19 protein-coding genes are annotated in these 24,780 nt (G+C 55.2%); 6 read left to right on the top strand and 13 right to left on the bottom strand.

All coding sequences use genetic code 11. The annotated features are described in order from the left end of the window. The coding region (locus AC6F7T_RS08920; RefSeq protein WP_500717986.1) for a hypothetical protein at positions 1–183 on the bottom strand (183 nt) is incomplete at its 3' end. A 566-nt stretch (positions 184–749) separates the two neighbouring features. Between AC6F7T_RS08920 and AC6F7T_RS08915 the strand changes: the two genes are divergently transcribed. Then, a complete protein-coding gene (locus AC6F7T_RS08915) occupies positions 750–1,613 on the top strand; it encodes a 4Fe-4S ferredoxin (protein WP_500717985.1) in 864 nt (287 codons plus the stop codon). Here AC6F7T_RS08915 and AC6F7T_RS08910 read toward each other — a convergent pair. Together AC6F7T_RS08910 and sfsA are read right to left on the bottom strand one after the other, a co-directional pair. Continuing rightward, positions 1,559–2,827 carry a nucleotidyltransferase gene (locus AC6F7T_RS08910; RefSeq protein ID WP_500717984.1) on the bottom strand — a complete coding sequence of 423 codons (1,269 nt, stop codon included), beginning with the start codon at positions 2,825–2,827 and terminating at the stop codon, positions 1,559–1,561. The genes AC6F7T_RS08915 and AC6F7T_RS08910 overlap by 55 nt on opposite strands. A 349-nt stretch (positions 2,828–3,176) precedes the next feature. Continuing rightward, complete coding sequence (gene sfsA, locus AC6F7T_RS08905) at positions 3,177–3,869, bottom strand: DNA/RNA nuclease SfsA (RefSeq protein ID WP_500717982.1); 693 nt, start codon at positions 3,867–3,869, stop codon at positions 3,177–3,179. A 320-nt stretch (positions 3,870–4,189) separates the two neighbouring features. On the opposite strand from sfsA, the gene AC6F7T_RS08900 reads away from it, so the two are divergent. Then, positions 4,190–5,830, top strand: coding sequence for a long-chain-fatty-acid--CoA ligase (locus AC6F7T_RS08900; RefSeq protein WP_500717980.1), 1,641 nt, complete (start codon positions 4,190–4,192; stop codon positions 5,828–5,830). Between the two features lie 195 nt (positions 5,831–6,025). Here AC6F7T_RS08900 and ald read toward each other — a convergent pair whose 3' ends face one another. Beyond that, positions 6,026–7,144 (bottom strand): alanine dehydrogenase, encoded by a 1,119-nt coding sequence (ald, locus tag AC6F7T_RS08895; protein ID WP_500717979.1) that lies wholly within the window; start codon positions 7,142–7,144, stop codon positions 6,026–6,028. A 314-nt stretch (positions 7,145–7,458) separates the two neighbouring features. Between ald and AC6F7T_RS08890 the strand changes: the two genes are divergently transcribed. Continuing rightward, positions 7,459–8,658, top strand: coding sequence for an efflux RND transporter periplasmic adaptor subunit (locus AC6F7T_RS08890; RefSeq protein WP_500717977.1), 1,200 nt, complete (start codon positions 7,459–7,461; stop codon positions 8,656–8,658). Next, complete coding sequence (locus AC6F7T_RS08885; RefSeq protein ID WP_500717974.1) at positions 8,655–11,786, top strand: efflux RND transporter permease subunit; 3,132 nt, start codon at positions 8,655–8,657, stop codon at positions 11,784–11,786. The genes AC6F7T_RS08890 and AC6F7T_RS08885 overlap by 4 nt, the downstream gene beginning before the upstream one ends. A gap of 59 nt (positions 11,787–11,845) precedes the next feature. Here AC6F7T_RS08885 and AC6F7T_RS08880 read toward each other — a convergent pair whose 3' ends face one another. Next, entirely contained in the window at positions 11,846–12,493 is a 648-nt protein-coding gene (locus tag AC6F7T_RS08880; protein ID WP_500717973.1) for a deoxynucleotide monophosphate kinase family protein, read from the bottom strand. 264 nt (positions 12,494–12,757) lie between these two features. On the opposite strand from AC6F7T_RS08880, the gene AC6F7T_RS08875 reads away from it, so the two are divergent. Next, complete coding sequence (locus AC6F7T_RS08875) at positions 12,758–13,177, top strand: thioesterase, FlK family (RefSeq protein ID WP_500717971.1); 420 nt, start codon at positions 12,758–12,760, stop codon at positions 13,175–13,177. 195 nt (positions 13,178–13,372) lie between these two features. Here the strand turns inward: AC6F7T_RS08875 and AC6F7T_RS08870 are convergent, their stop codons facing one another. Beyond that, entirely contained in the window at positions 13,373–13,834 is a 462-nt protein-coding gene (locus AC6F7T_RS08870; RefSeq protein ID WP_500717970.1) for a methyltransferase, read from the bottom strand. A 1-nt stretch (position 13,835) separates the two neighbouring features. Then, entirely contained in the window at positions 13,836–13,979 is a 144-nt protein-coding gene (locus AC6F7T_RS08865; protein ID WP_500717968.1) for a hypothetical protein, read from the bottom strand. Positions 13,980–14,196: 217 nt separating this feature from the next. Here AC6F7T_RS08865 and AC6F7T_RS08860 point away from each other — a divergent pair, with 217 nt between their 5' ends. Continuing rightward, positions 14,197–14,376 (top strand): hypothetical protein, encoded by a 180-nt coding sequence (locus AC6F7T_RS08860; RefSeq protein WP_500717966.1) that lies wholly within the window; start codon positions 14,197–14,199, stop codon positions 14,374–14,376. 55 nt (positions 14,377–14,431) lie between these two features. Here the strand turns inward: AC6F7T_RS08860 and AC6F7T_RS08855 are convergent, their stop codons facing one another. The 6 genes from AC6F7T_RS08855 to AC6F7T_RS08830 form a co-directional block, all read right to left on the bottom strand. Further along, positions 14,432–15,214 (bottom strand): transglutaminase domain-containing protein, encoded by a 783-nt coding sequence (locus AC6F7T_RS08855; protein ID WP_500717965.1) that lies wholly within the window; start codon positions 15,212–15,214, stop codon positions 14,432–14,434. A 77-nt stretch (positions 15,215–15,291) separates the two neighbouring features. Continuing rightward, positions 15,292–16,242, bottom strand: coding sequence for an alpha-E domain-containing protein (locus tag AC6F7T_RS08850; RefSeq protein WP_500717962.1), 951 nt, complete (start codon positions 16,240–16,242; stop codon positions 15,292–15,294). Beyond that, a complete protein-coding gene (locus AC6F7T_RS08845) occupies positions 16,236–17,756 on the bottom strand; it encodes a circularly permuted type 2 ATP-grasp protein (protein ID WP_500717960.1) in 1,521 nt (506 codons plus the stop codon). The genes AC6F7T_RS08850 and AC6F7T_RS08845 overlap by 7 nt, the downstream gene beginning before the upstream one ends. A gap of 78 nt (positions 17,757–17,834) precedes the next feature. Next, entirely contained in the window at positions 17,835–18,752 is a 918-nt protein-coding gene (locus AC6F7T_RS08840) for a transglutaminase N-terminal domain-containing protein (RefSeq protein WP_500717957.1), read from the bottom strand. Further along, entirely contained in the window at positions 18,749–21,304 is a 2,556-nt protein-coding gene (locus tag AC6F7T_RS08835) for a circularly permuted type 2 ATP-grasp protein (protein ID WP_500717955.1), read from the bottom strand. The genes AC6F7T_RS08840 and AC6F7T_RS08835 overlap by 4 nt, the downstream gene beginning before the upstream one ends. A 122-nt stretch (positions 21,305–21,426) precedes the next feature. Next, a complete protein-coding gene (locus tag AC6F7T_RS08830; protein ID WP_500717953.1) occupies positions 21,427–24,768 on the bottom strand; it encodes a transglutaminase family protein in 3,342 nt (1,113 codons plus the stop codon). Positions 24,769–24,780: the final 12 nt, after the last annotated feature.

Here is a 24,780-nt window from a genome sequence, read left to right as displayed (position 1 = left end):
TGTGCTGAGCGGTTTGATCGTCGCAGGGATGGAAACCGGTTCTTTTTTCTGGATTTGCATTTGGTTCGCAGATGGTTTCAGCGGCGTCTCCGCATGACTGGCGCCGAGGAACAAGAAACAAAATACCACCAACCCGAGAATGCCAACGACAGCGACAGTTCTTAACTTTGCTAATGATTCCATCGACAACTCCTCACGGTTTTTTGATTGTAAGCGAGAGCAACCGGGATAGTCCCGCCACCTTTTGGGCTCCAGCGCAACGCTAACCTTCTAGCGGGGTATCAGTTCCACGCGCCGTCGGCTTTGCCAACCAAGACATCAGTAGGCATTGTACGCGAAAACGTGATGACTTCCGGGGGTGTCGAAAAAACTAGTGTTACAACTCCTGAGACCCCAAAGCAAATCAATCCAAAAACAAAGTAAAAAGCCGCTGCCGAACCAGAGTCCGCAGCGGCTTCCCATTAAACAGGTCACGAAAATGATTTCATGCCTACCTCTTAATGACTATTTATTTATTGTTCACATTTGAGTGCAACAATATGTACCAGAAGTGTAGCAAACAATCCGGAAAAATCAATTCTCGACAAAATTATCGCGAAATACCATACAGGGTAAAAGTTCTGATTAAAATTAACCAGATATTGTCCGTAGCGATTGCGTTTAATTGACCTGAACATCACTTTTTGGTAGTCAAGGACATCACCCCGTTGAGAAGCCACATCACCATATAAAAAAATTAGGAAGCAAGGATGACCCCTTCCGAACATCTCACCTTCTGCACAAAACTGATCATCTCCCTGGTTAATGAAGCGCCGCAGAACCACCTCCATGGGTTTGATGAACAAGCCTGGGGCAGTCCGCTGATCGGCGTGGCGGCAGGCAATGATCCCCTGTTTACCCAGTACAAACAGATCATCGGTTCAGTGCACTGGACACCGGCAGAAGCTATGTCCATCGCTTATCCTGATGTGGCTTTTGACCCGCGAAACTTGCGTGTTATCTGCTGGATACTGCCGCAGACCATAGAAACTGTGCTGGAACAGCGCCAACAGGATAAACTGCCGGGAAAACGCTGGGTGCTGTCACGCTATTACGGAGAGAAATTCAACGAATGGCTGCGTCTGACACTGCGTGATGAATTCAAACAACAGGGGATTCACGCCAGCGCGCCGACCCTGCTATCCGACTGGGCCTATCGTCAGACTCCCCAGGCGGGGATCTGTTCCAACTGGTCGGAGCGCCACGCCGCCTATGCCGCCGGACTTGGAACCTTTGGTCTGTCGGACGGTTTTATCAGTGAAGCCGGAAAAGCCGTCCGCATCGGCTCAATCATCGTTGCGGCCGATATTGCGATCACCCCGCGCAGCGCTACCTCCCATACCGCCAACTGCCTCTTTTATGCCCGCGGCACCTGTGGTGCCTGCATCAAACGCTGCCCGGTGGCGGCCATTTCCAAGGACGGGCACGACAAAATCGCCTGTCATAACTACATCCGCCAGGTCACTGCCCCCTACGCCAAACAACTCAGCGGTCAGGAGGTGACACCTTGTGGGCTGTGTCAGGTTTGCATCCCCTGTGAACACCGCAACCCTCTGCGCAGCGATTCAAAATAATCGCGTTGGCGATGGCCGACAAAGTTTTTTTGTAGCAAGGAGTAGATCCTACTGGCCCTTACCTGCAGATCAAGCTGGATTTGGGCGCGCGGCAACACCTCAGGTTCAGCACCATAGCGGCGCTTGAGGATGGCCTGAATTCTGGAAAAGTTCTGGATCAGGGGAATGGTTCGCCGTTTGCGCCGAGAGGCCAGAAATGCCTCACCGCGCTCACTGACCGCGAGCAGATGCAAGTAGGATGGTGGAGAGGCCAATAACGATTGCGCCGTCTCCTTCACAATAGCGAGAAGAACCGCCACCAGAGCCCGTTGTACGCGAGTGCGGGTGAGATGCCTCGCTTTGACCGCACTGATGAGCTGTTCCAGACCAGCAGCTTCGTCTGCTGCTTCAATCAGGCGATGTTCGAGTCCCGCTTCAATCCACCAGTAACGGGTCAGATCATTTGCCTGCCACAATATTTGTGCAGACAGCATCCGAAAAAAAACGTCTTCGTCCAGCCCCATGCCCCTGGAAAATGTCTCTCGCAGAAGATTAGCGACCGGATCAGGAACCAGGCGGTCAATGTCGAGGCCCTCACGCAAACGCTGTCGGATGCCGGTAGCGCTGGCAATCCCCTCTTTTGCGTCGAGATCGTGGTAACCGGCACCAAGCCGGGTCAGGGTCAGTGGCACGACAGGACTGCCAACTTCACCCAAGGCGCGCAGATAGGCAAGGCCGAGGATATTATTCGGGTTGGCAAGCATCTCTTTGGTGTCAGCATCCGGGAAAAGATCCGCCAGCGCTTGGGCCCGCGCCTGGGGAAATGTGACCCCACGACGCAAGGCAGCTGAGGTGTGTTGCTCAACGCTTTCATGTGCTCCTGCAAGTAAATCAGCACAATGCTGCAAGGCATTCAGGTCGCCGCTTTCACTACCGAAACAGACAGCATTAACCCCCAGGTCGGTGAGAGCCTGGATTGCGCCCCGGGCAAAATCCGGAGCGCTGCTGCAAGCCCAGGGCAGCGGCAATTCAACCACGACATCAACCCCGGCGGCCAGGGCCATCTCTGCCCGCACCCACTTGTCGATCAGCGCCGGTTCCCCACGCTGGAGAAAATGACCGCTCATCACCGCCACCGCCACTTCAGCATCCGCCAGTTCAAGACTGCGGCGCAGGTGGTACAGGTGGCCGTTGTGGAACGGGTTATATTCGGTGATCAGACCAACAGCACGCATAAATCTTGCTCTCACAGGCACGGAGTGCACAAAAAAATCTTTATCTAAGTATCTGCTTCACTCCAGCTTTGCCAAGCAGAGCGATCGAGATCGTGCAACCAATCTGGATCCTGCAACTTCGCGCAGGATGACACAGACGCAAGTCTCAGGAAAAGCACTAAACTGTCACTCTGCGCGGAGCGAAGCGCAGTCGCAGAATCCATTTCCTGTTTCCTGTTTATCTTGGAGAACTTGGTGCATTGGTGGCTAGAAGGGTTGTGTTTTTGGTCGGCGTTGACAGTTCAATATCAACAAGCCACCAAGACTCCAAGAGCACCAAGAGAGGCGAAAAGCCCCTCCGTCTCTGTGGTCAAAGCTTCACCGCAATCCGCTCCGCCACCCGATTCTCCTCCAGGGTGGTGCGGGTGTTGTAGGCCAGCACCTCAACCCCCGCCGCTGCCGCCTGACGCAACAGGCGTCCGTATTCGGGGTCAACCTTGTCTGCCGGGGAAAAATATCGAGCCTCGCTGCGCTGCACGAGAAAGAAAATGACACTGCGATACCCCTGGCGCAACGCATCCTCCAATTCGAGCAGATGCTTCTGCCCACGTACCGTTACCGCATCGGGAAAGCAGGCGGTTTCAGCTTCGCAGCAGAGGGTGACATTTTTCACCTCGAGCAGCACCTTTTCTGCCCCTTTGGTTAACATAAAGTCGATGCGGCTGCCGCCATAAGGAACTTCAGCACGCACCTGATAATCACGAAACTCCGGGATCCATCCCTGCACCAGCGCTTCGGCCACCAACTGGTTACTACGCTGGGTATGGGTATCGACCCAGTCGTTACCAACCTGGATCAACTCCAGCGTCCAGGGGAGTTTACGCTTGGGATTATGCGCTGCGGAAAACAGTACCGGATAACCGGGAACCGCGCACTGTTTCATGCTGCCGGTGTTGGGGGTATGGGCGGTGATCATGGTACCGTCGGGGCGCTCGATTTCGGTCAGAAAGCGCTTGTAGCGTCGCAACAGGGTGCCGGCAAACAGGGGGGAAGGTAGTTTCATGGTGACTCCGAGGTTGAATTTCCTGTCATCTTAGCGGGCTAGCTCTTTATTTCACAAGGGACAGATGTTGCGACGGGGAATTGATCATCGTATATTAGCGCCTTCGATCAGCTTGATATTGCTTCGCTGGAAAAATAGTTTAAAATCGTCATTCCCGCGCAGGCGGAAACCCAGATTGTTTTCAAGCTGGAACAGTATGGATCCCCGACAAAAACACTTGGGGATGACGGACTGTTAATTCACGGATCCAATATGTTTTTTTGTCAAACTTGTACGGGATTACTATGCCGTACTCAATCTTGCTGCCGGCGAGGTAACCCATGACAGACAACCTGATACCACGTACCGAATCCGCCTATGACTATCCGCTACTGATTAAAAACCTGTTTGCTGCCCCCGCCGTCAGCAACCCCCGGCAGACCATCGTCTACCGCGATCTGCAGCGTTTCACCTATGCTGAATTCAAACAGCGGGTGTGCCGTCTGGCTAATGCCCTGACCGCCATCGGCGTCAAACCGGGCGACACGGTAGCAGTGATGGATTGGGACAGTCATCGCTACCTCGAATGTTTCTATGCCATTCCCATGCTCGGTGCAGTGCTGCATACGGTCAACATCCGCCTGTCGCCGGAACAGATTCTCTACACCATCGACCATGCCGAGGACGATTACATCCTCGTCAACGAGGAATTTCTCCCCCTGCTTGAACAGATCAAAGGGCGGATCGACACAGTCAAGGCTTATATCCTGCTGCAGGACGAGCAGCAGCAGCTGGAAACCAGCCTCCCCATCGCCGGGGAATACGAAGCCTTGTTAAGTCAGGCTGCTACCACCTTCGAGTTTGCCGATTTCAACGAAAACACCAGAGCAACCACATTTTATACCACCGGCACCACCGGCATGCCCAAGGGGGTGTATTTCAGCCACCGCCAACTGGTACTGCACACCATTGCCGGTATGGCAGCGCTGGGCAGCGTCGCCCGCCAGGGGCGTCTGCACCAGGAAGATGTCTATATGCCGATTACCCCCATGTTCCATGTCCACGCCTGGGGCGTTCCTTATATTGCCACGGCTTTAGGAATCAAACAGGTCTACCCCGGCAAATACCTGCCGGAGATGCTGCTCAAGCTGATCGACAGCGAGAAGGTCACTTTCTCCCACTGTGTGCCGACCATCCTCCACCTGCTCATGAGTCACCCACTGTTCAAGGAAATCGACCTGAGCAACTGGAAGGTATTGATCGGCGGCGCGGCTCTACCCAAGGCCATGTGCCGCGCGGCACGGGCGCGAGGAATCGATATTTACTCCGGTTACGGCATGTCGGAAACCTGCCCGGTACTGACCCTGGCCAATATTACCGAGGAGGCGTTAAGCGCCGATGAGGATGAAGAGTTCCGCTGCAAAACCGGTCGCCCCATCCCCCTGGTTGACCTGCGCATTGTCGATGAGCAGATGCAGGAGGTTCCCGCCGATGGTCACAGCGTCGGTGAAATTGTCGTACGGGCGCCCTGGCTGACCCAGGGCTATCTGAAGGATCAACGAAACTCAGAAACCCTGTGGCGTGGTGGTTACCTGCATAGCGGTGACGTCGCCAACCGCGATCCCCACAATTACATCAAGATCACCGACCGCATCAAGGATGTCATCAAGATTGGTGGTGAGTGGATTTCATCGCTGGAGGTGGAGGATTTTCTTGCTGCCCATCCAGAAGTAACTGAAGCAGCGGTTATCGGCTTGCCTGATCCTAAATGGGGGGAAAAGCCGCTGGCTCTGGTGGTCAGAAAAGGGTCAGCCGAGATCTCTGAAAAGGAATTGCTGAATTATATCCGCGGATTTGTCGACAAAGGGATGATCTCGAAACAGATCGTGCTGCTGAAAATCGCGTTTGTCAACAGCATTGAAAAAACCAGTGTCGGCAAAACCAACAAAAAACTGCTGCGGGAGAAGTATCAACAGCAATGAAGTCACCGACCGCCTTCGCGGGTGATCAGAAACCCGCGGAGGCCTCCATCATATTTTGGTAACTATTCACCACTATCCTTGCGCAGGGCCGGGGCCCCTGTGGCAGGGGTGTTTGTCGCCATGGATGGCGACAACAAGCGGTCATGGATGACGAAAAGCGTCCCTTACCATAGGGTCGGGGGTCCTGAACAGGTACTAAATCTTCAATACTTCATCCACCGGCACATAGTCGAGACCAAAAGCTTCCGCCACCCCTTTGCAGCAGACCAGCCCATTGACCACGTTGAAACCTTCAGCAATACCGGTATCCTGGCGTGCTACAGACTTCCACCCCTGATTGGCAATTTTAAGGGCATAGGGCAAGGTGGCGTTGGTCAACGCCATGGTTGAGGTTAGAGGAACAGCGCCGGGCATATTGGCAACGCAGTAATGAAGAATACCGTCAACCTCATAAGTGGGGTTGCCGTGGGTGGTCGGGCGCGAAGTTTCAAAACACCCCCCCTGGTCGATGGCAACATCCACCAGCACCGCACCCCGCTTCATCGTCGTGATCATCTCGCGCGTCACCAGGCGCGGGGCCTTGGCGCCATGGACCAGCACGGCACCGATAACGGCGTCGGCTTTGGTCACCAGCTCGCGGATGGTCGCCGGCGAAGACATCATCACAAAACAGTTGGCCGGCATGGTTTCATCCAGATAACGCAAACGGGTCAGATCCTTGTCGAGAAGATAAACCTTGGCGCCAAGCCCACAGGCCATGCGGGCTGCCTGACTGCCGACTATACCACCACCAATCACAACAACCGTTGCCGGTTCAACCCCGGGCACACCACCCATGAGAATGCCGCGGCCGCCCTGGGCGCGTTCCAGATACTTTGCCGCCTGCTGGGCCGCCATGCGCCCGGCGACCTCACTCATGGGTGTCAGCAGGGGCAAACCACCGCCGGCAGCGGTGATGGTCTCGTAGGCAATACATACGGCTTTACGCTCCAACATGGCCCGGGTCAGGTCTTCGCTGGCAGCAAAATGGAAATAGGTGAAGATGATCTGCCCTTCACGGATATGCAGATATTCCTGCGGCTGCGGTTCCTTGACATGCATCACCATGGCAACGCGGGCATAGATCTGCTCGGCCTCAGTCACCACCTCAGCGCCGGCGCGCTGATAATCTTCATCGGCAAAACCACTGCCGAGTCCGGCAGATTGCTCTACCAGCACCTGGTGCCCGGCAGCGGTCATGACCTCGACACCTGCCGGGGTCATGCTGACACGATTTTCTTCCGCCTTGATTTCTTTTAATATGCCAATGATCATCGTTTCCTCGCCCGTTCAGTGTTAATGTCACCACCTGTTCGCTTCGCTCACGTGAGCCACAGGGGCACAGAGAACACCTGGTTTTTAAAGAATTCCGCAGTGACTCAGGGTCTCAGTGGTAAGTGCTTGTATGGACCCGAATCAATAGTTTGAGTGAAGTGAATATCCAGGTAAAGAAAAAAATTCCCGATGATTCTGTCACCATAAATTCAGATGAACTGTGCGTAACACTGATTACTTCCATAGGCTTTTCTGCTAAATTCATCGGTTAATATACTGCTTTAGTTTTCAATCTCTTTGTTACAGGACTACCGATGAAACGCATCATCCGTTTTTTCTTGCCCCTGTTGATCCTCTCAGGTGGCATCGCCATCAGCGCGGTGCTGATTGTCAGTCGCCCGGAAGCGACCCGTCAGCGCCCGCAGACCCCGCCGCCAACGGTTGAAGTCATCACCCTTGAACCGCAATCCTATCAGGTTCAGGTTGCCAGCCGTGGCACCATCTCACCACGCACTGAAAGCACTCTGGTCGCTGAGACGACAGGGCGCATCGTTAATATTTCAGACAATTTCTACAATGGCGGTTTTTTTGAAAAAGGCGATCTGTTGCTGCAAGTGGATGACCGCGATTACCAGAATGCCATCATCATTGCCCGTGCCGAGGTGGCACAGCGTCAACTGGCCCTGACCGAAGAGCAGGCGCGCAGCGATCAGGCGCGGCGCGACTGGCAACAGTTTCAGCACCAGGCCCCGCCGCCGCCCCTGGTTGTCCGCACCCCTCAGCTCGAAAATGCCGTGGCGGCTCTGGCTGCGTCCCAAGCACGCTTACGCCAGGCCGAGTTGAATCTCGAGCGCACCGACATCCGCGCTCCCTATGCCGGACGCATCCTCACCAAAGAAGTAGACCTCGGGCAGTACATCACCACCGGCACCCGTCTGGCACGGATCTATGCCAGCGATGCGCTGGAGGTGCGCTTGCCCCTCTCCGATGAGCAACTGCGCTATCTCACCCTTCCCGAAGAATTTCGTGATCGTCCTGAAGTTCCCGCGACCCGACAGGCCGCCGTCACCTTCAGTGCCCGCATCGGTAGCGAAACCTTCACCTGGTCGGGACGCCTGGTACGCACCGAAGGAAGTATTGATATCAACAGTCGTCAGCTCTTTGTCATCGCCCGCATAGATGATCCCTATCAGCAGCTGGAAAACCGTCCACAACTGAAAATCGGCCAGTTCGTCGAAGCACGTATCTTGGGCAGCCGGCTCAAGGACGTTTACAGCATTCCGCGCCAGGCCATTCACGGTGAACGCACAGTCCATATCATCACTGCGGAAAACCGGCTGGAGCGACGCGAGCTGGATATCCTCTGGCGCGACACCGACTATCTGGTGACCAGCGGGCCCCTGCGCCCCGGCGAACAGATCGCGCTGACGCGCCTCCCCTTTGCCGCAGATGGTATTAGTGTGCGGATCAGCAACAACAATCATCAGGATGGGCGCAAGGGACAGGCACAATGAACGGAGCTATTTCCTGGTTTGCCCGCAATCACGTCGCAGCCAACCTGATGATGGCTTTGATTGTCGGCCTTGGCCTGTGGGCGGTCACAGACCGGATTCCGATGGAGGTCTTTCCCGAATTTGAGCGGGATACGGTCATCATCAAAACCACCTATCGCGGCGCAACCCCGGCCGAGGTTGAAGAAGCGGTTATTGTCCGCATCGAAGAAGCGATCGCCGCTATCAGTGGTATTGATACAATTATTTCCACCGCTAACGAAGGCAGCGGCCAAGTGCGGGTCGATGTCTTAAAAGGATACAAACCACGCGAGATCATGGATGACATCCGTAACAAGGTGGATGCCATCAGCACCTTTCCGGAAGAGGTCGAACGACCAACCTACGAAATCCTGGAATTTCGTCGGGAGGTTATTTCCGTTGTTATCGGCGCCAATCTGCCGGAAAGAGATCTGCGCAAAATCGGTGAAATGGTCCGCGACGACCTGACCGCACTGCCTGACATCAGTCTCGCCGATCTGGTCGCGGTCAGACCCTATGAAGTGTCGGTAGAGGTCAATCAGGCAACCCTCGAACAATACCAGTTAAGCCTTGAAGACCTGTCCCAGGCGATCCGCAGCCACTCCCTTGACCTGCCTGCCGGCTCCATCAATACCCTTGGTGGCGAAATCCTGCTGCGCACCATGGGACAAGCGCGCAGCGCAGCAGATTACGCCCGCATCCCCCTGCGCACCACACCGGCCGGTACTCAGCTGCTGCTCGGTGATATCGCGACCATCCGCGACGGTTTTGACGAAGAACCGCTGGAGGCCGTGCTCAATGGAAAATCTGCGGTGATGATTGAGGTTTACCGCACCGGCGATCAGAACGCCCTGGACGTCGGCCGCGCAGTACGCGACTATGTGGCGGAAAAACGCGAAATTCTGCCGCCGGGGGTTTCCATCGACTACTGGCGCGATCGTTCACGCATTGTGCAGTTGCGTTTAAACACCCTGACCAGCAGTGCGCTGCAGGGCGGCATTCTGATTTTTCTGGCCCTGGCGCTATTTCTGCGATTCTCTGTCGCCATCTGGGTCTGCATCGGCATTCCGATCAGTTTTCTAGGCGCATTGGCTCTGATGCCGATCCTCGGTGTGACCCTGAATTCCATGAGTCTCTTTGCTTTTATTCTGGTGCTGGGAATTGTCGTTGATGATGCCATTATTACCGGCGAGAACGTCTACCGACGACTCAAAGAAGACGGAGAATCTATCGAAGTAATCATTGCCGGAACCCAGGAGGTTGCAGTGCCGGTCACCTTCGGCCTGCTGACGACCATTGTCGCCTTCACCCCGCTACTCTTCATGGAAGGGGTGCGGGGGCCGATCTTTGCCCAGATCCCGCTGATTGTTATTCCCGCCCTGACCTTTTCCTGGATTGAATCGAAACTGATTCTCCCCGCCCACTTAAGCAGCGTCCAGATCACCAAACCGCCACGCGGAGTTTTGCTGATGCTGCAGAAGCTGCAGCAGAAAGTTGCCGGAGGACTGGAGCTGTTTACCCTGCGGATCTACCAGCCAGTGCTCGGGGTCGCGGTCAGACGGCGCCATTTGACCCTGTCAATTTTCACTGCGGCGATCATCATCATTGTCAGTTTTGTGGCCAGCGGCCGTTACGGCTACACCTTTTTCCCGCGCATTCAGAGTGAGATCGCGCGCGCAACCCTGATCATGCCCGCCGGGACATCAGTCGACCAGACCCGAACCCACATTGAACGAATGGCACAGCATGCCTATGCCCTGCAGGCCAAACATCTGGAGCCGGATGGCAAAAGTTCGGTCATCCGCAACATCCTGGTCAGCACCGGCTGGACCGGAACCGGCAGCCCCGGCGCAAGGGGAAAACCGGAACTGGGGCAGGTCACCATGGAAATGGTACCGCCGGAGGAGCGCCACAATCAGATCAGCACCAGCGAAGTTGTGCAGGAGTGGCGGCAACTCATCGGCACCATCCCCGGCGCTAAGGAACTGGCCTACCGCGCGGAAATCGGACGGGGCGGCAACCCGGTTGATGTCCAGTTGACCGGGGCTGACTTTAAAACATTGACCGAAGTTGCCGAGCTTTTGAAAAAACGCTACGCCGAATATCCCGGACTGTTCGACATCCAGGACAGCTTTGATCAGGGCAAGCAGGAGATCCAGTTGCGGCTACTACCGGAAGCCAAACTCCTCGGATTGACTACCAATGACCTAGGACGCCAGGTCAGAGCCGCTTTCTTTGGTAACGAAGCCCAGCGCATTCAACGCGGGCGCGATGATGTCCGGGTGATGGTCCGCTATCCGCAAGAGCAACGGCAGAACCTGGCCAGCCTGGAAAGCATGAAAATCCGTACCCTAAGCGGCGTTGAAGTCCCCTTTTATCAGGTTGCCGCCATCGATATGCAGGCCGGTTATTCGAGTATCCGCCGGGTCGACCGTAACCGTGCGGTGAATGTCTCAGCGGATGCCGAAAAAGGGGAGGTTGATACCAACGCGATTGCTGCCGATTTGAAGATTTACCTCGACGAACTGCTGCTTGAGTATCCCGGTATCCGCTATAGCTTCAAAGGGGAGCTCGAGGAGCAGCGCGAATCAATGGGGAGCTTGATCTACGGGGTTGTTTTTGTCCTGTTTGCCATCTATGCCTTGCTCGCCATCCCGTTTCGCTCCTACCTGCAACCCATACCGGTGATGCTGGTCATCCCTTTTAGTATCGGTGGCGCGATTGTCGGCCACATGATCATGGGGTACAACTTAAGCTTCATGAGTCTGCTCGGTATTCTGGCGTTGTGCGGGGTGGTGGTGAACAACAGCCTGGTGCTGGTCGATTTCATCAATCGCCGCCGCCGTGAAGGGATGCCGATGTTAGACGCGGTGATGCTCTCCGGGGTCAACCGCTTCCGGCCGATCCTGCTGACCTCCCTGACCACCTTTCTCGGACTGACGCCGCTGCTGTTTGACACCAGCACCCAGGCGCAGTTTCTGATCCCGATGGCGGTATCGTTGGGCTTCGGTATCCTGTTCAGTACTTTTCTCAGTCTGCTGCTGGTACCGGCCACCTATCTGATTCTCGAAGATATCATCGGATTTTTCAGGGCAGAAAAACGCGTGTAAAAGTTAGAGCCGGGTCCATCCATCAGGATTTGATGGATGGGCTGGTGGGGAAAATCTGATCAGCCTGCCAACAGCGCCAAGACCTTGTCTTCAACCTGACCCAGAAACTGCTCCAGACTGCCGTCATTGAGCAGGATCATGTTCCAGCCGTTGAAGTCATCGAGGGAGTTTTCACTGCTGTGGTCATTGGCGCCATTGAATCCCGGACGTACCACCCGGATCAAGACCCCGCCATTATGCTGAACAGCCTCGACCTCGTTGTGAAAACGCACATCATCAACCAGAATATGCACGTTGCAATCCGCTAATCCTACCAGCGCAGCCTCCCACGCCTTGGTCCAGTAATCAGGGTCCTGGGCGCGGCGATATTCGGTTCCCCACCATTGCAGGATGCGCCTGACACTCAGGGTCGTCATCCCCGGATGCTGCTGAATATCGCGATTTTCCGCAACAAAGCCGTCCCAGGCCGGACACTGCAGCCTGGCGCTGTTCTCATCAATCTCGAAATGGGCCAGTTTGTCCTGCTGGTCGCCGTACAGCAACGGCACCCTCTCCGCCGCCCCCACCTCGCGCAGAAAAGTCTCAACTTCGCGGCGCAACATACTCGCCATGGGCAGAACCTGCACCTTGTCACCCAGAAGCTGTTGCACATGTTTGGCCGCAGTGGTTTTCCCCGAGGCGGCTTTTCCGGCAAATCCGATAATCATGAGTTGAGTCCTTGAAAAAAGTGATGAATATGGATTTGTGGAGTCTAGCCATTTCGGGCAAAAAATCAACGGCGTTTATTGCGATGGGTGCCTTGAAGAATCATCGGCTTTCGTTATGTTACACTGTCTAAACATTTACCAGTCACAGAAGCACTTAGAAATTCATAAAAACCCTGTGTTCTAAGTTTCCTCTGTGTCTCAAGTGAACGCAGAGAACGGGTGGTGAAAAAGATTTATTAAAAAACCCAAGCGGAGGTCATTGCCATGAAAAACACCCTTAGTGCAGGAATCAGTCATCTACACAGCTATCAGGTTCCCACCGACAAAACCGTCCCCTACGTTTTTAAAGAATCCGATCTATTTACTGCCATGCCGCCGGTTTTTGCGACGGCATTCATGGTCGGTCTGATGGAATGGGCCTGTATGGAAGCCTTACGGCCGCACATGGAGGAAGGGGAAATCAGTCTCGGCACCAATATCTGTGTCAACCATCAGGCTGCTACGCCGGTGGGAATGGAGGTTCAGGTTGAGGTTGTCTGTACCAAGGTAGATGGTGCAAAAACCACCTGGCAGGTGACCGCCAGAGATGAAAAAGACCTGATCGGAACCGGGACTCACGAGCGGTTCACCATCAATGCGGAGAAGTTTGCGGGAATTTTGCGGAAGAAGTCGGGGGAGGGGTAGCGAGAGGGGGTACCCTTTGCCTTGCGTGAAAAAAGGCAGCGACCGATCGACGTCATCTGCCGGCGGAAACTGCACGGCCCTATGCGCTGCAGTCGCAGGGGCGAGGCATGACTCGCCCGATTTTCCGGTGTGCGGATGAGGACAGGCAACGGGCGGAGCCGCGACCTCGCATTTCAGGGCCTGCAAGCTTTAACCTCAAACCCACCGGCGCACCTCAGTCCTGTACTTGTTGTATGACTCACCGAACTTTTCTCGCATAAAGCGTTCCTCTGGAGCGATTTGAAAGCGGTTCATGTAAATGACGAATGCGGGAACGAACAGCAAAGCAGGGGGACTGCCCAGGAACAAGCCCCACGCACACAACACCAGCAACAATCCCAAATACATCGGATTTCGACTACGTCGATAGACACCACCAACCACGAGGCTTACAGATCGGGCCGGCAGCCGCGGATCCAACGTCGTTCCGGCTAATTTGAATTCCTTGACTGCAAGAATGACAATGCAAACACCGACCATTGCGCTAACGACAGCAAGCCATCCGGCCCAGGGAACCGCAAAATACCTATTGGGTGAGATACGCGCGACGGCCCACATGCAGGCAGCAAGAAGAATTACCAACGCAACGGGGGGAATTTTAAGCTCCAGCACTTTCACGCTATTTGCCCTGAATATTCAAGATAGTGACCTGGGGAATGCGCACCACGTCATAACCCTGCAACTGATAACCGATGATCGCCACAAAACCATTATCCACCTGATCCACTTCGTGGATGATGGTAACCGGATCAACCCCCGCCATCCTAACGGCATAGCACCTATTCAGCTGCTATCCTTCGCGCAGGGTCGGGGATCCTATGGCAAGGGTGTTTGTCGCCATGTAGACAGACCTCAAATTTTACGCCACAAACCGACGTGAAGAACGGTGGAACACAAGGATTTACCACTATTGCACAAAAATTTGCTAAGATAGTCGAAACACCCCCCCCCACATGATAGCTGATGGAAGGAGAGAACTCATGACTGAATGGAGCTGTGAAAACCCCGAGGAGCATTGTGATCTGCACGCCTGTCAACTGACAGCCAGTATACGCAACCCGGAAATCGACAAAATGTTTGAAAATCCCCGCTACGCCTGCACCAACTGTGGCGCCAAGGTACATAATGCGGCCAATGTCTGTCGGCCCAAAGAAATCTGACGCACATGCAGCGAGCATGCTCCGTGGTACCACAGGAGCTTGCCCGCTGCATGTATCAGTTGCGCCAGACCGCTACATGCTGAACTACCTGATACACCGCTGGACCAAACTGATTGTAGATAGCAACATCGGCAGCGTCACGCCCATAGCCAATGGTCACATAACCACCCTTGTGCGCCGCTTGAGTAGCATCAAAGGTGTACCAGCGCCCCCCCACATAAGCTTCAAACCAGGCATGTAAATCCATCGGCTCGAGCCGATGCAGATAGCCGACGACAAAGCGCGCCGGGATACTGATGCTGCGGCACAGGGCTACCCCAAGGTGGGCCAGATCACGACAGACGCCGGACTGGCGCTGGTTGACTTCAACTGCAGATATCGGAATATCACTGCTACCGGGCAGATAGCGAATGAAGTTGCGCACCCAGTTCTCAATAGCCGCCACCTGATCATAGCCGGGCTGGGCAGTGGCGGTAATCTCCGTTGCCATCTGACCAAAGCGGTCCGACTCGCAGTAACGACTCGGCAACAGGTATTCAAGCACACCATTGGGTAGATTCTGAACCTCAACAAAGGGAGCCCCCGCCGCCTGATCGGTAAAATCTGCGGTCTTCACCTGGGCAACGGTATGAATGGCAAAGTGTCCGGGCGGCGCAATCAGGCGCTGGCAGAGATTCCCATAGCCATCAGTGAACTCGAACACGGGCACCTCAGGAACAAGCCGATACTCTTCCTTGGCTATCCATTGCTGAGCACCGCTGCGTGGCCGCAACATCAGCACAAAGGGTGTCGCCACCTCAATGTCAAACTCAAGATCACAACTGACTGTTAACCACATGCCGGTCCCTTAATGCTCACCAACCTCTGATTTCAGCCAGCGGCAAACGACTGACAGAACCTGAAGACAACAAGCGGTTAATTTTCAAGTTTTACGCGGAAAAACACCTGGTAGATCTCCTCGCCAACCTGATTGATCCGGGTCTGGGTGACGTCGAGATATTCATGCAGACCGAAATCAAAAATCTCTTCCAACGACGTATACTGAAATTCAGCCAACAGCCGTCCTAAAGCCTGTTGTGCTTTGTTGGAATAGGAATCGCTCTGACCGCCACTGATTTCGTTGAGGGACTTCATTGCCGTCGCCAGGGAATAATGGACAGCGCGCGGGAAGTTGCGGTCAAGCAGTAAAAAGTGTGCGATATTGCGCGGGGCGATACGGCCATATTGCTTGCGGTACATTTCAAAGGCACTGGCGGAACGCAACAAGGCTCCCCAGAGGATATTGTCGTACGGACTGCCGACATAATCAACCGACGGCAACAGAATGAAATACTTCACATCGAGCAGGCGGGTAGTTTTGTCGGCACGCTCCAGCATCCGCCCCAAGCGCCCGAAATGCCAGCCCTCGCCATGATTCATCGTCGCATCGGTAATACCGATAAAAGCATGACTGGCATTCATCACCTCGATGGAAAACTGATGGGGCAGATCCATCACCGTCTCTTCCGAGGCGGCATTGATCATCAGGTAGAAGGTATTGAGTTGCTCCCACATTTCAGAACTGATGTACTCGCGGATCGATCGGGCATTTTCCCGAGCGGCGCGCACACAGGAATAAATTGAATTGGTGTTACGCCGGTCAAAAATCAAAAAACGGATGGCGTTATCACGCGTTGTTTCGCCGTAAAGTTCTTTGAACAATTCGTGATCACCGGTGGTATTGATCAGCGGCTGCCATTGATCGCTGGCATCTTCGGGCAGATCGAGGGTCATATTGTAATTGGCGGAAATAAACCGGGCGACATTTTCAGCCCGCTCAATATAGCGGTTCAGCCAGTAGATGGAATTCGCAACCCGACTCAGCATGGCGCATCCTCCTGATCCTGATTTTGTTCCTGGTCCTGTCTCTGCTCCTGTAACGGGGACTCGGGTGACGGCCCGTCCGTCGAATTGATAACCCAGGTATCCTTACTTCCCCCACCTTGCGACGAATTGACCACCAGCGATCCTTTCTTCAATGCCACCCGCGTTAACCCGCCCGGCATAACGTAAATATTATCCCTGCCACAAAGGATATAAGGGCGCAGATCGACATGCCGCCCCTCAAAGTGATTTCCCATCAACACCGGCACCCGCGACAACGCCAGGGTTGGCTGGGCAATATAGATGCGCGGTTTGGCGATAATGCGGCAACGGAATTCTTCGCGCTCGGCGGCGCTGGCGTGGGGTCCGATCAACATACCGTAACCGCCCGATTCGTTGACCGCCTTGACCACCAGCTTATCGAGATTTTCCAGAACGTATTTGCGCTCATCTTCGCGCCAGCAGGCGTAGGTTGGCACGTTGTTAATCAGCGGATCTTCCTGCAGATAGTAGTTGATAATCTCGGGAACATAGGCGTAGACCGCTTTATCATCGGCCACCCCGGATCCCGGGGCATTGGCGAGAGCGACCCGCCCCTTACTGTAGGCTTCCATCAGACCCGGTACGCCGAGCATGGAATCGGCACGGAAGACCTTGGGGTCGATAAAGTCATCGTCGATGCGGCGGTAGATCACATCAACCCGCTCCAGTCCTTTGGTGGTACGCATCATCACTTCGCCGCGGTGGACAACCAGATCGCTTCCTTCCACCAGTTGCACGCCCATCTGCTGGGCCAGAAAACTGTGCTCGAAATAGGCAGAGTTATAAATGCCCGGAGTCCAGACCACACACACCGGTGAACGCACCCCGGACGGTGCCATTTCCTGCAGCATATCGAGCAGGCGAATCGGATAATCGGTTACCGGCTGGATACTGCAGGCATCGAACACCAGCGGGAAGGTGCGCTTCATGATCTGACGATTTTCCAGCACATAAGAAACGCCGGAGGGACAGCGAAGGTTGTCTTCCAGGACATAATATTCGCCGTCGCCGCCGCGCACCAGGTCGGTTCCGGTGACATGGCACCAGACGCCGCAGGGGGGATTCAGACCAACACAGGGTTTGCGAAAACCCTCAGCCGAAAGCACCAGATCCATTGGCACGACACCATCCTTGAGAATCTTCTGGTCGTGGTAAACATCGTCAATAAACAGATTCAGGGCACGAATCCGCTGTTTCAGACCGATTTCAAGCTGTTGCCATTCCTGTGCCTGGATGATCCGCGGAACAATATCAAAGGGAAAGATTTTTTCCGTCTGATCTTCATCACTGTAAACATTAAAGGTGATTCCCAGATTCAGCAGCGCCTTTTCCGCAGCCTGCTGGCGGCGCTGCAACTCAGAATCAGGTAACGAATTGATCCGCTCTACCAACAGATCGGCCCCCGGACGCGGCTTTCCTTGAGCATCAAACAGCTCATCATAAAAACCTTCAGTGTCATACCCAGTAAAATTCATTGAGCCCTCCTTTGCTTACGGGACAAGAAGCACATGGTACACCTCAATCAGTTGTTGCAGATAGCGCGGCAATGCCGCTTAGCTCTGTTGCTGCTGTTGCTGTAACAACAGGGGGGGGGTGGGCTGACGGGCAACATCGACGGAAACCACCACCTGATGCTTGCCGCCCCCCAGAGCGATCCCCTTTAAGGGTGACACGTCGGAAAAATCCCGCCCCCAGGCAACCGTAATGTGCTGTTCCAGGGGTTGGTGATTATTGGTCGGATCAAAATCAAACCAGCCATTGCCGGGCAGATAAACAGCAAACCAGGCATGGGACGCATCCGCACCGATAAGCCGCTCCCGGCCAGGCGGCGGCAAGGTTTCGATATAGCCACTGACATAACGCCCCGCCAACCCCAGGGAGCGCAAGCAACCGATGGCAACATGGGCAAAATCCTGGCACACGCCGCGCCGTTTTTCGAGAACTTCCGCCAGCGGCGTCGCAATCGTCGTGGATGCCGGATCATAGGAAAAGTCACGATAAATCCGCTGCATCAGATCGATGGCGGCGGCCAGCAATGGACGGCCGGGAGTCATTGACAGCCGGGCATAGTCAGCCAGCGGTGGCAACAGTGGCACCAGCGGTGAGGCATAACGATACGGCATCACCGCGACAATGTCCGGGGTGCGCTGGGTACGTAACATCTCGACCACCGCCTCCCAGGGGTGCGACTGTTCCGGCTTCTGCAGGTACGCCCGCGGGAAAACCTCCACATCACTAACTGCCGTCACCGTCAGAGTGTCATGAGGCTGTTGTATGGCAAAATGGGTCCTGCGATTGCCGAAAAAGTCGCTACGCTCATGAATGTCTGTCGCCTCGGGGCTGATTTGCAGCACGCTGTTATGACAGCGTTGATGCTCGGTCTCGCGCACCAGCAAGCAGGTTTCGTTGCGGCACAGATTCACCGCTTCGCTGTAGTTATAACGCGTCACATGGCGAATGCGGTATTTCATAGGGCCATTTCCCGCAGCGGCGAACCGAACTGCTGTAATGCCAGGGTCGGACTGAAATAAAGCTGGGTCAGACTGTCCGAAAGCTGCTGCAGACGCAGCTTCTGATCCGCCAGCAGCGCTTCCAGCAGCGGATAGGTTCCAGTATCAGAAATCTGTCGGATCAGGGCTTTATGATCCGTCGCCAGCAATTGTTCCATGGCAGTGGAGATAATCGCTTCGTCCTGACCCACTGTCGGCACATTAGCTTCTTGGGGTAATTCACTGATATGTTTTTTCAACTGGCGCATCTGACAGGCCAGGGCTCTCGGGTAGTTTTCATCCAGCAACAAGAGTTCGAGAATTGGTGATAACTGCATAAAAGAACGATAACGCCGGCGGAAGACCACCAGACTGTTGCAACTTGCCAGCACCGTTTCCATAATCCGTGCCTCAGTCGCACTATCGTAACAGGGCACCAGGGTCTCATTGAGCAGATCAATCAGATTGAGGGCCCGCTCGAGACGGCGACCGATATTAAGGAGCAGCCAGGCCGTTTCCCGCGCCATGTTTTCATAAGCCAGCCCACTGAAGGCAGACAGCTGTAACACCAGCTGCTGAACGCTATCGTACATGCGGCCGCTGCCGATCAACGCCCTGCCGACGCGTGGATTCCATGATTGCATCTGATCCACCATGCGCCACGCATCTTCGGGAAGCAGATCGCGCACAGCTGCAGCCGAACGCCCGAGGCTGCGCAACGACGAGCGCAAACTTCCAGGGCGATCAATATCGCGAATCAGCGACAGCAACTCCGCGCGCGGATCGTCCAGTTTCTGCTGCGCGTCTTTGCCGACAAAGCCGGGATAGGTCAGGGTGACATGGGTCAACGCCTGGAGCAAGTGGTTGAGGCTGAGGTGGTCATCCGGGTCATTGAATTCCTTGACCTCGCGCAGCTTGACCAGAACAGAGCGCAGCAGGCGCGCCGTCTGCTCGGTGCGCTCAGCGTAGCGCCCGGCCCAGAACAGATTCTCTGCAGCACGGCTCGGTAGTGAAACAAAACGCGGCGCAAGAGCTACATCAGCGGCTGACCGCAGCCACAGATTGACCTGCTGATGAGGCTCCAGCGTCAACACCCAGGTATCCTTGATACTGCCGGCCCGCTGTCCGGAAACGAGCAGATTATCGCCGGCAGCGGCAACCCGACTCAACCCTCCCTGCATCACCAGGTAACTATCGTTGTGCGCTGTAAGATATAAGCTGACCAGACTCTGTCGGGTCGTCAATGTCTTTTTCTCATAAGCCGGGAAAGCAACGTAATCTACCTGCTCCTGACCAACAAAGAGGCGCGGGTTAGCGCTAATCAGTTCACCCCAGCGCTGCCGCTCTGCACTCGTCATCTGTCCCGGAGTTGTCTGCGGCAGATTAGACAAGGACTGAATCGGCTTGATAATCAAACGATCCAGATTCTCCAGCACATATTTGCACTCGCGCGGTTGACCGCACCACCAGGTGGCAATCGACGGCATATTCAGGTCGGTGCCAAGAAAATAACGGCAGATCCCCGGCAGAAAAGCCATCAGGGCCGGATTGGCCAGCACACTGCTACCAATCGGATTAATCATCGCCACATTTCCGCGCCGCACTGCCTGCAGCAAGCCAGGGACGCCACCGCCGGTATGACTGCGCAGCTCCAGGGGGTCGCAGTCGTCATCAGCCAGACGCGAAAAAATCACATCAACCTGACGCAGACCATCGACCGATTTCAGCCAGACACAGCTGTCGCGAACCACCAGATCACCACCCTGCACCAGCGGATAGCCGAGATAAGAAGCAAGGTAGGCATGCTCAAAATAATCGGGGTCGACTGGTCCTGTGGTCAACACGACAATCCGCGGGTCCTCCTGATTGTGTCGTGCCAACTGATTAAAACACTGACGTACAGCACGAAAAAACTGCGCCAGACTATGCACCCTTAAGCCCTCAAACAACTGCGGAAAACTCCGCGTCATGATCACTCTGGTTTCCATGGCGTAACCGGCACCGAAGGGTGGCCTGACATGATCATCGACGACCCAGAAATTGCCGTCGGTACCTTTAGCAACGGTTGCGGAATACAGATTAAGTTGCTGTGGTTGCACAAAACTGCGGTCCGCACAGGGGTAGAGAAAACCACTGTGGGGGAATACCAGCTCCGGTGGCAGCAGGCGGTTTTCGATCAGCTTGCGCGGCCCGTAAATATCCTGAAGAATCAGGTTAAACAGCTGGGCACGCTGGATCAGCGCCTGATCGAGATGGGCCCACTCGGCGACACTGAAAATCAACGGCAGCGGGTCAAACTGCCAGGCGCGCGTATTGTTGCCCTGCTCAAAAACATTGTGAATAGCGCCGTTTTCCCGTAACAGCCGTTGGGCTTCGCGAAAACGAGTGTGCACACGTGGCCCCATTTTCTCGAGGTTCTGCTGTAAACGCTGCCAATGTTCGGGGTACCCCCCTGTCCCCGCTGCTTTGACAATAGCACGATAGATATCGGCATCTGTTGCTGTTGAAATGGATGTTTCCGGTTCGCTTATCAAGATTTAATTCTCACCACATATGTATTGTTTTATTGTGTTGTATCTATTCTTGTAGCTATTCAGCTCCGAATCGGGGATCCTGCGCCGAGGGCTATAACTGAATAACTACATCGTGTTTATCATCAACCTTGAGTGTGACGGCGCAGATCAAGAGTCAAGGGAAATTCATCATCAATGTTAATCGGCGGCGGTGCCATTGGCCCCGGCACCGAACCGCTCGGGAAGAAGCGTCCGAGGCTGCCGAAATCGGCGTGGGGCGCCAGTCGTCCCGGTGTATGCTCGGTGACAGTAAACATGGAACGACGCCGTGATTCGGCAATCAGGGGATTCAAGGGGAAGACATCATAGCTGCGCCCACCAGGGTGGGAAACATGATAGGAGCAACCGCCGATGGAGCAGCCGTTCCAGGTATCGATAATATCAAATACCAGCGGCGCATGGGGCTTGATCGTCGGATGCAGCGCCGAAGGTGGCTGCCAGGCGCGATACCTTACCCCGGCAACAAATTCATCGCGGCGCCCGGTGCTGCGCAACGGCAAACGCTTGCCGTTACAGACCACGACATAGCGCTCTTCGGTCAGCCCGGTGACGTGCAACTGAAGTCGCTCGACCGATGAATCAACATAGCGCGATGTTCCCTGACTGGTAACTTCTTCACCCAGCACATGCCAGGGTTCGATGGCGAAGCGCAGTTCCATCTCGATATGATCGATCTGCACCGTGCCGTAACGGGGGAATCTGAACTCAAAGAAAGGGTCGAACCAGTCAAACTGGAACGGATAACCGGCGCGCTTCAAATCGGCCATCACCTCTTTGATGTCCTGGGCAACAAACCAGGGCAGTAAAAAGCGATCGTGCAACGAGGTGCCCCAGCGCACCAGTTTATGGGCATAGGGTTCGCGCCAGAACCAGGCGACCAGGGTGCGCAGCAAGAGATTCTGCACCAGGCTCATGCGCGCGTGGGGCGGCATCTCAAAGGCGCGCAATTCGAGGAGGCCGAGGCGACCGGCCGGCCCATCGGGCGAATAGAGTTTGTCAATACAGAATTCGGCGCGGTGGGTATTCCCGGTAACATCGATCAGCAGGTTACGCAGCAAGCGGTCAACCAACCAGGGCGCAGCTACCTCGCCTTCCGGCATCTGGGCGAAAGCGATTTCCAACTCGTAGAGGGAATCGTCCCTGGCTTCATCAATACGCGGGGCCTGACTGGTCGGCCCCATAAACATACCTGAGAATAGATAGGACAGTCCCGGATGATGCTGCCAGTAGGTGATCAGACTGCGCAGCAGATCCGGCCGCCGCAACATGGGACTGTCTGCCGGGGTAGACCCACCCAGGGTAATATGGTTGCCGCCGCCGGTGCCGGTATGACGACCGTCAAGCATGAACTTTTCCGTCCCCAGTCGACACTGACGTGCCTCTTCGTAAAGGCGCGTGGTATTTTCAACAATTTCCTGCCAGCTGTTGGCGGGGTGGATGTTGACCTCAATGACGCCGGGGTCGGGGGTGACACTCAACCGTTCAATGCGCCAGTCACGCGGCGGTTCGTAGCCTTCGATCACCACCGGCAATTCCTGTTCTGCCGCCGTCGCTTCAATAACGGCAATCAGATCAAGATACTGCTCAAGAGCCGACAGGGGTGGCATAAACAGATACAGGCGACCATCGCGTACTTCAAAACAGATGGCGGTATGGGGAATTTCTTCGAGCTTGAGCTGCTCTTCGCTTTCCACAACCTGTCCGGGAGCCTCCTGCGGCCAGGACGACTGAGGGAAATGTCCCAATGGCGGCAATGACGCAAACTGGCTTTGCTCCATGAACGGCTGGCGTTTTTCCGGCGCAACCCAGGGCAGGGAATCCAGCGGCAGGCGCATACCCATCGCCGAATCGCCGGGAATCAGGTACATCTGCTCGCGGCGAAAATCCCAGTCAGCACTGATCCAGCGTTCCTCAAGGGGTTCCCAACGTAGCGGCAAGGCGTAGCCGACCGGCTGATCAAGCCCGTGGGTCAACACCTTTGCCAGGGCGCGACGCTCCATGCTGTCTTTTAAATTGGCCACTTCCGGGTCGAGATTAATCGGCGTTGTGCCTTCTTTCCAGAGCCAGTAGAGGGGATCTTCGTAACCGGGGACAAGATAATGGTCCTTGATACCCATACGCTCGGCAACCCGCACGGCGAAGCGCTGAACCGCATCATGGGGCGCTGTCCCCGGTTTGCGGATATCGGCAAGCAAATCAGGGTTGTTCCAGATCGGCTGTTTGTCCTTGCGCCAGAAGCAGTTATACGCCCAGCGCGGCAACGGCTCGCCGGGGTACCATTTGCCCTGGCCATAATGCAACAGACCACCGCTGGTAAAAGCGTCACGCAGGCGCAGCACCAGGTCGTGGGCGAGCTTGCGCTTGTGTTCGCCATCGGCATGGGTGTTCCATTGGTCGCTTTCCATATCATCGATGGAGACAAAGGTCGGCTCACCGCCCATGGTCAAACGCACATCGCCGGCCGCCAGATCTTCTTCTACTTTTGCTCCCAGGGCGTTAATCAATTGCCATTGATCGTCACTGTAGGGTTTGGTCACGCGCGGATCTTCATGCAGGCGCTGGACGGTATTGCTGTATTCAAAAGTGACTTCACAAGGGCCAGTGGCGCCGCTCAGGGGCGCCGCACTTGCCGGATGGGGGGTGCAGGCCAGGGGGATATGTCCCTCGCCGGCCAGCAACCCGGAGGTGGGATCAAGACCGACCCAACCGGCACCAGGGATATAAACCTCGGTCCAGGCATGAAGATCGGTAAAATCAGCTTCCGGTCCTGAAGGTCCATCAAGAGATTTTTCATCAGCGCTTAATTGCACCAGGTAACCACTGACAAAACGCGCTGCCAGCCCCAGATGACGTAAAATCTGCACCAGTAGCCAGGCGGTGTCACGACAGGACCCAAGGGCCAGGCGCAGGGTGGTTTCACAGGTCTGGACTCCCGGCTCCATGCGTACCGAGTAGGCAATGTCCTGATTGAGGCGACGGTTAACTTCAACCAGGAAATCGACGGTGATTGTCGGTTTTCGATCGATTGTTTCCAGCCAGCGCGACAACCGCGGCCCGGCACTGATCTTCTGCAGGTAAGGAATCAACTCCGTCCGCTCCTGACGGGTGTACTCGAACGGATATTTTTCCGCATACTCTTCGATAAAGAAATCGAAGGGATTATAGGCGATCATATCAGCGACCACCTCAACCTCAATCGACAGTTCCTTACTCGGTTCAGGAAATACCAGGCGGGCGAGATAATTGCCGAAGGCATCCTGTTGCCAGTTAATAAAATGCCCTTCCGGCAGAACCTTGAGAGAATAGGCACGGATCGGTGTGCGACAGTGAGGAGCCGGCCGCAAACGCAAAACGTGAGGGTAAATCTGGGTCGGCTGATCAAAGAGATAACGGGTCACATGGTGGCAGGCGATACGAATCGGCATAAATAGGTCCTT

The organism is Pelovirga sp., from assembly GCF_059864205.1.
This window is presented reverse-complemented; position numbering and strand designations above follow the sequence as displayed.

Excerpts from the sequence above, each read along its gene's own strand:
- AC6F7T_RS08915 (WP_500717985.1), top strand. The coding sequence starts at position 750 with ATGACCCCTTCCGAACATCTCACCTTCTGCACAAAACTGATCATCTCC.
- AC6F7T_RS08910 (WP_500717984.1), bottom strand. The coding sequence starts at position 2,827 with ATGCGTGCTGTTGGTCTGATCACCGAATATAACCCGTTCCACAACGGC.
- sfsA (WP_500717982.1), bottom strand. The coding sequence starts at position 3,869 with ATGAAACTACCTTCCCCCCTGTTTGCCGGCACCCTGTTGCGACGCTAC.
- AC6F7T_RS08900 (WP_500717980.1), top strand. The coding sequence starts at position 4,190 with ATGACAGACAACCTGATACCACGTACCGAATCCGCCTATGACTATCCG.
- ald (WP_500717979.1), bottom strand. The coding sequence starts at position 7,144 with ATGATCATTGGCATATTAAAAGAAATCAAGGCGGAAGAAAATCGTGTC.
- AC6F7T_RS08890 (WP_500717977.1), top strand. The coding sequence starts at position 7,459 with ATGAAACGCATCATCCGTTTTTTCTTGCCCCTGTTGATCCTCTCAGGT.
- AC6F7T_RS08885 (WP_500717974.1), top strand. The coding sequence starts at position 8,655 with ATGAACGGAGCTATTTCCTGGTTTGCCCGCAATCACGTCGCAGCCAAC.
- AC6F7T_RS08880 (WP_500717973.1), bottom strand. The coding sequence starts at position 12,493 with ATGATTATCGGATTTGCCGGAAAAGCCGCCTCGGGGAAAACCACTGCG.
- AC6F7T_RS08875 (WP_500717971.1), top strand. The coding sequence starts at position 12,758 with ATGAAAAACACCCTTAGTGCAGGAATCAGTCATCTACACAGCTATCAG.
- AC6F7T_RS08865 (WP_500717968.1), bottom strand. The coding sequence starts at position 13,979 with ATGGCGGGGGTTGATCCGGTTACCATCATCCACGAAGTGGATCAGGTG.
- AC6F7T_RS08860 (WP_500717966.1), top strand. The coding sequence starts at position 14,197 with ATGACTGAATGGAGCTGTGAAAACCCCGAGGAGCATTGTGATCTGCAC.
- AC6F7T_RS08855 (WP_500717965.1), bottom strand. The coding sequence starts at position 15,214 with ATGTGGTTAACAGTCAGTTGTGATCTTGAGTTTGACATTGAGGTGGCG.
- AC6F7T_RS08850 (WP_500717962.1), bottom strand. The coding sequence starts at position 16,242 with ATGCTGAGTCGGGTTGCGAATTCCATCTACTGGCTGAACCGCTATATT.
- AC6F7T_RS08845 (WP_500717960.1), bottom strand. The coding sequence starts at position 17,756 with ATGAATTTTACTGGGTATGACACTGAAGGTTTTTATGATGAGCTGTTT.
- AC6F7T_RS08840 (WP_500717957.1), bottom strand. The coding sequence starts at position 18,752 with ATGAAATACCGCATTCGCCATGTGACGCGTTATAACTACAGCGAAGCG.
- AC6F7T_RS08830 (WP_500717953.1), bottom strand. The coding sequence starts at position 24,768 with ATGCCGATTCGTATCGCCTGCCACCATGTGACCCGTTATCTCTTTGAT.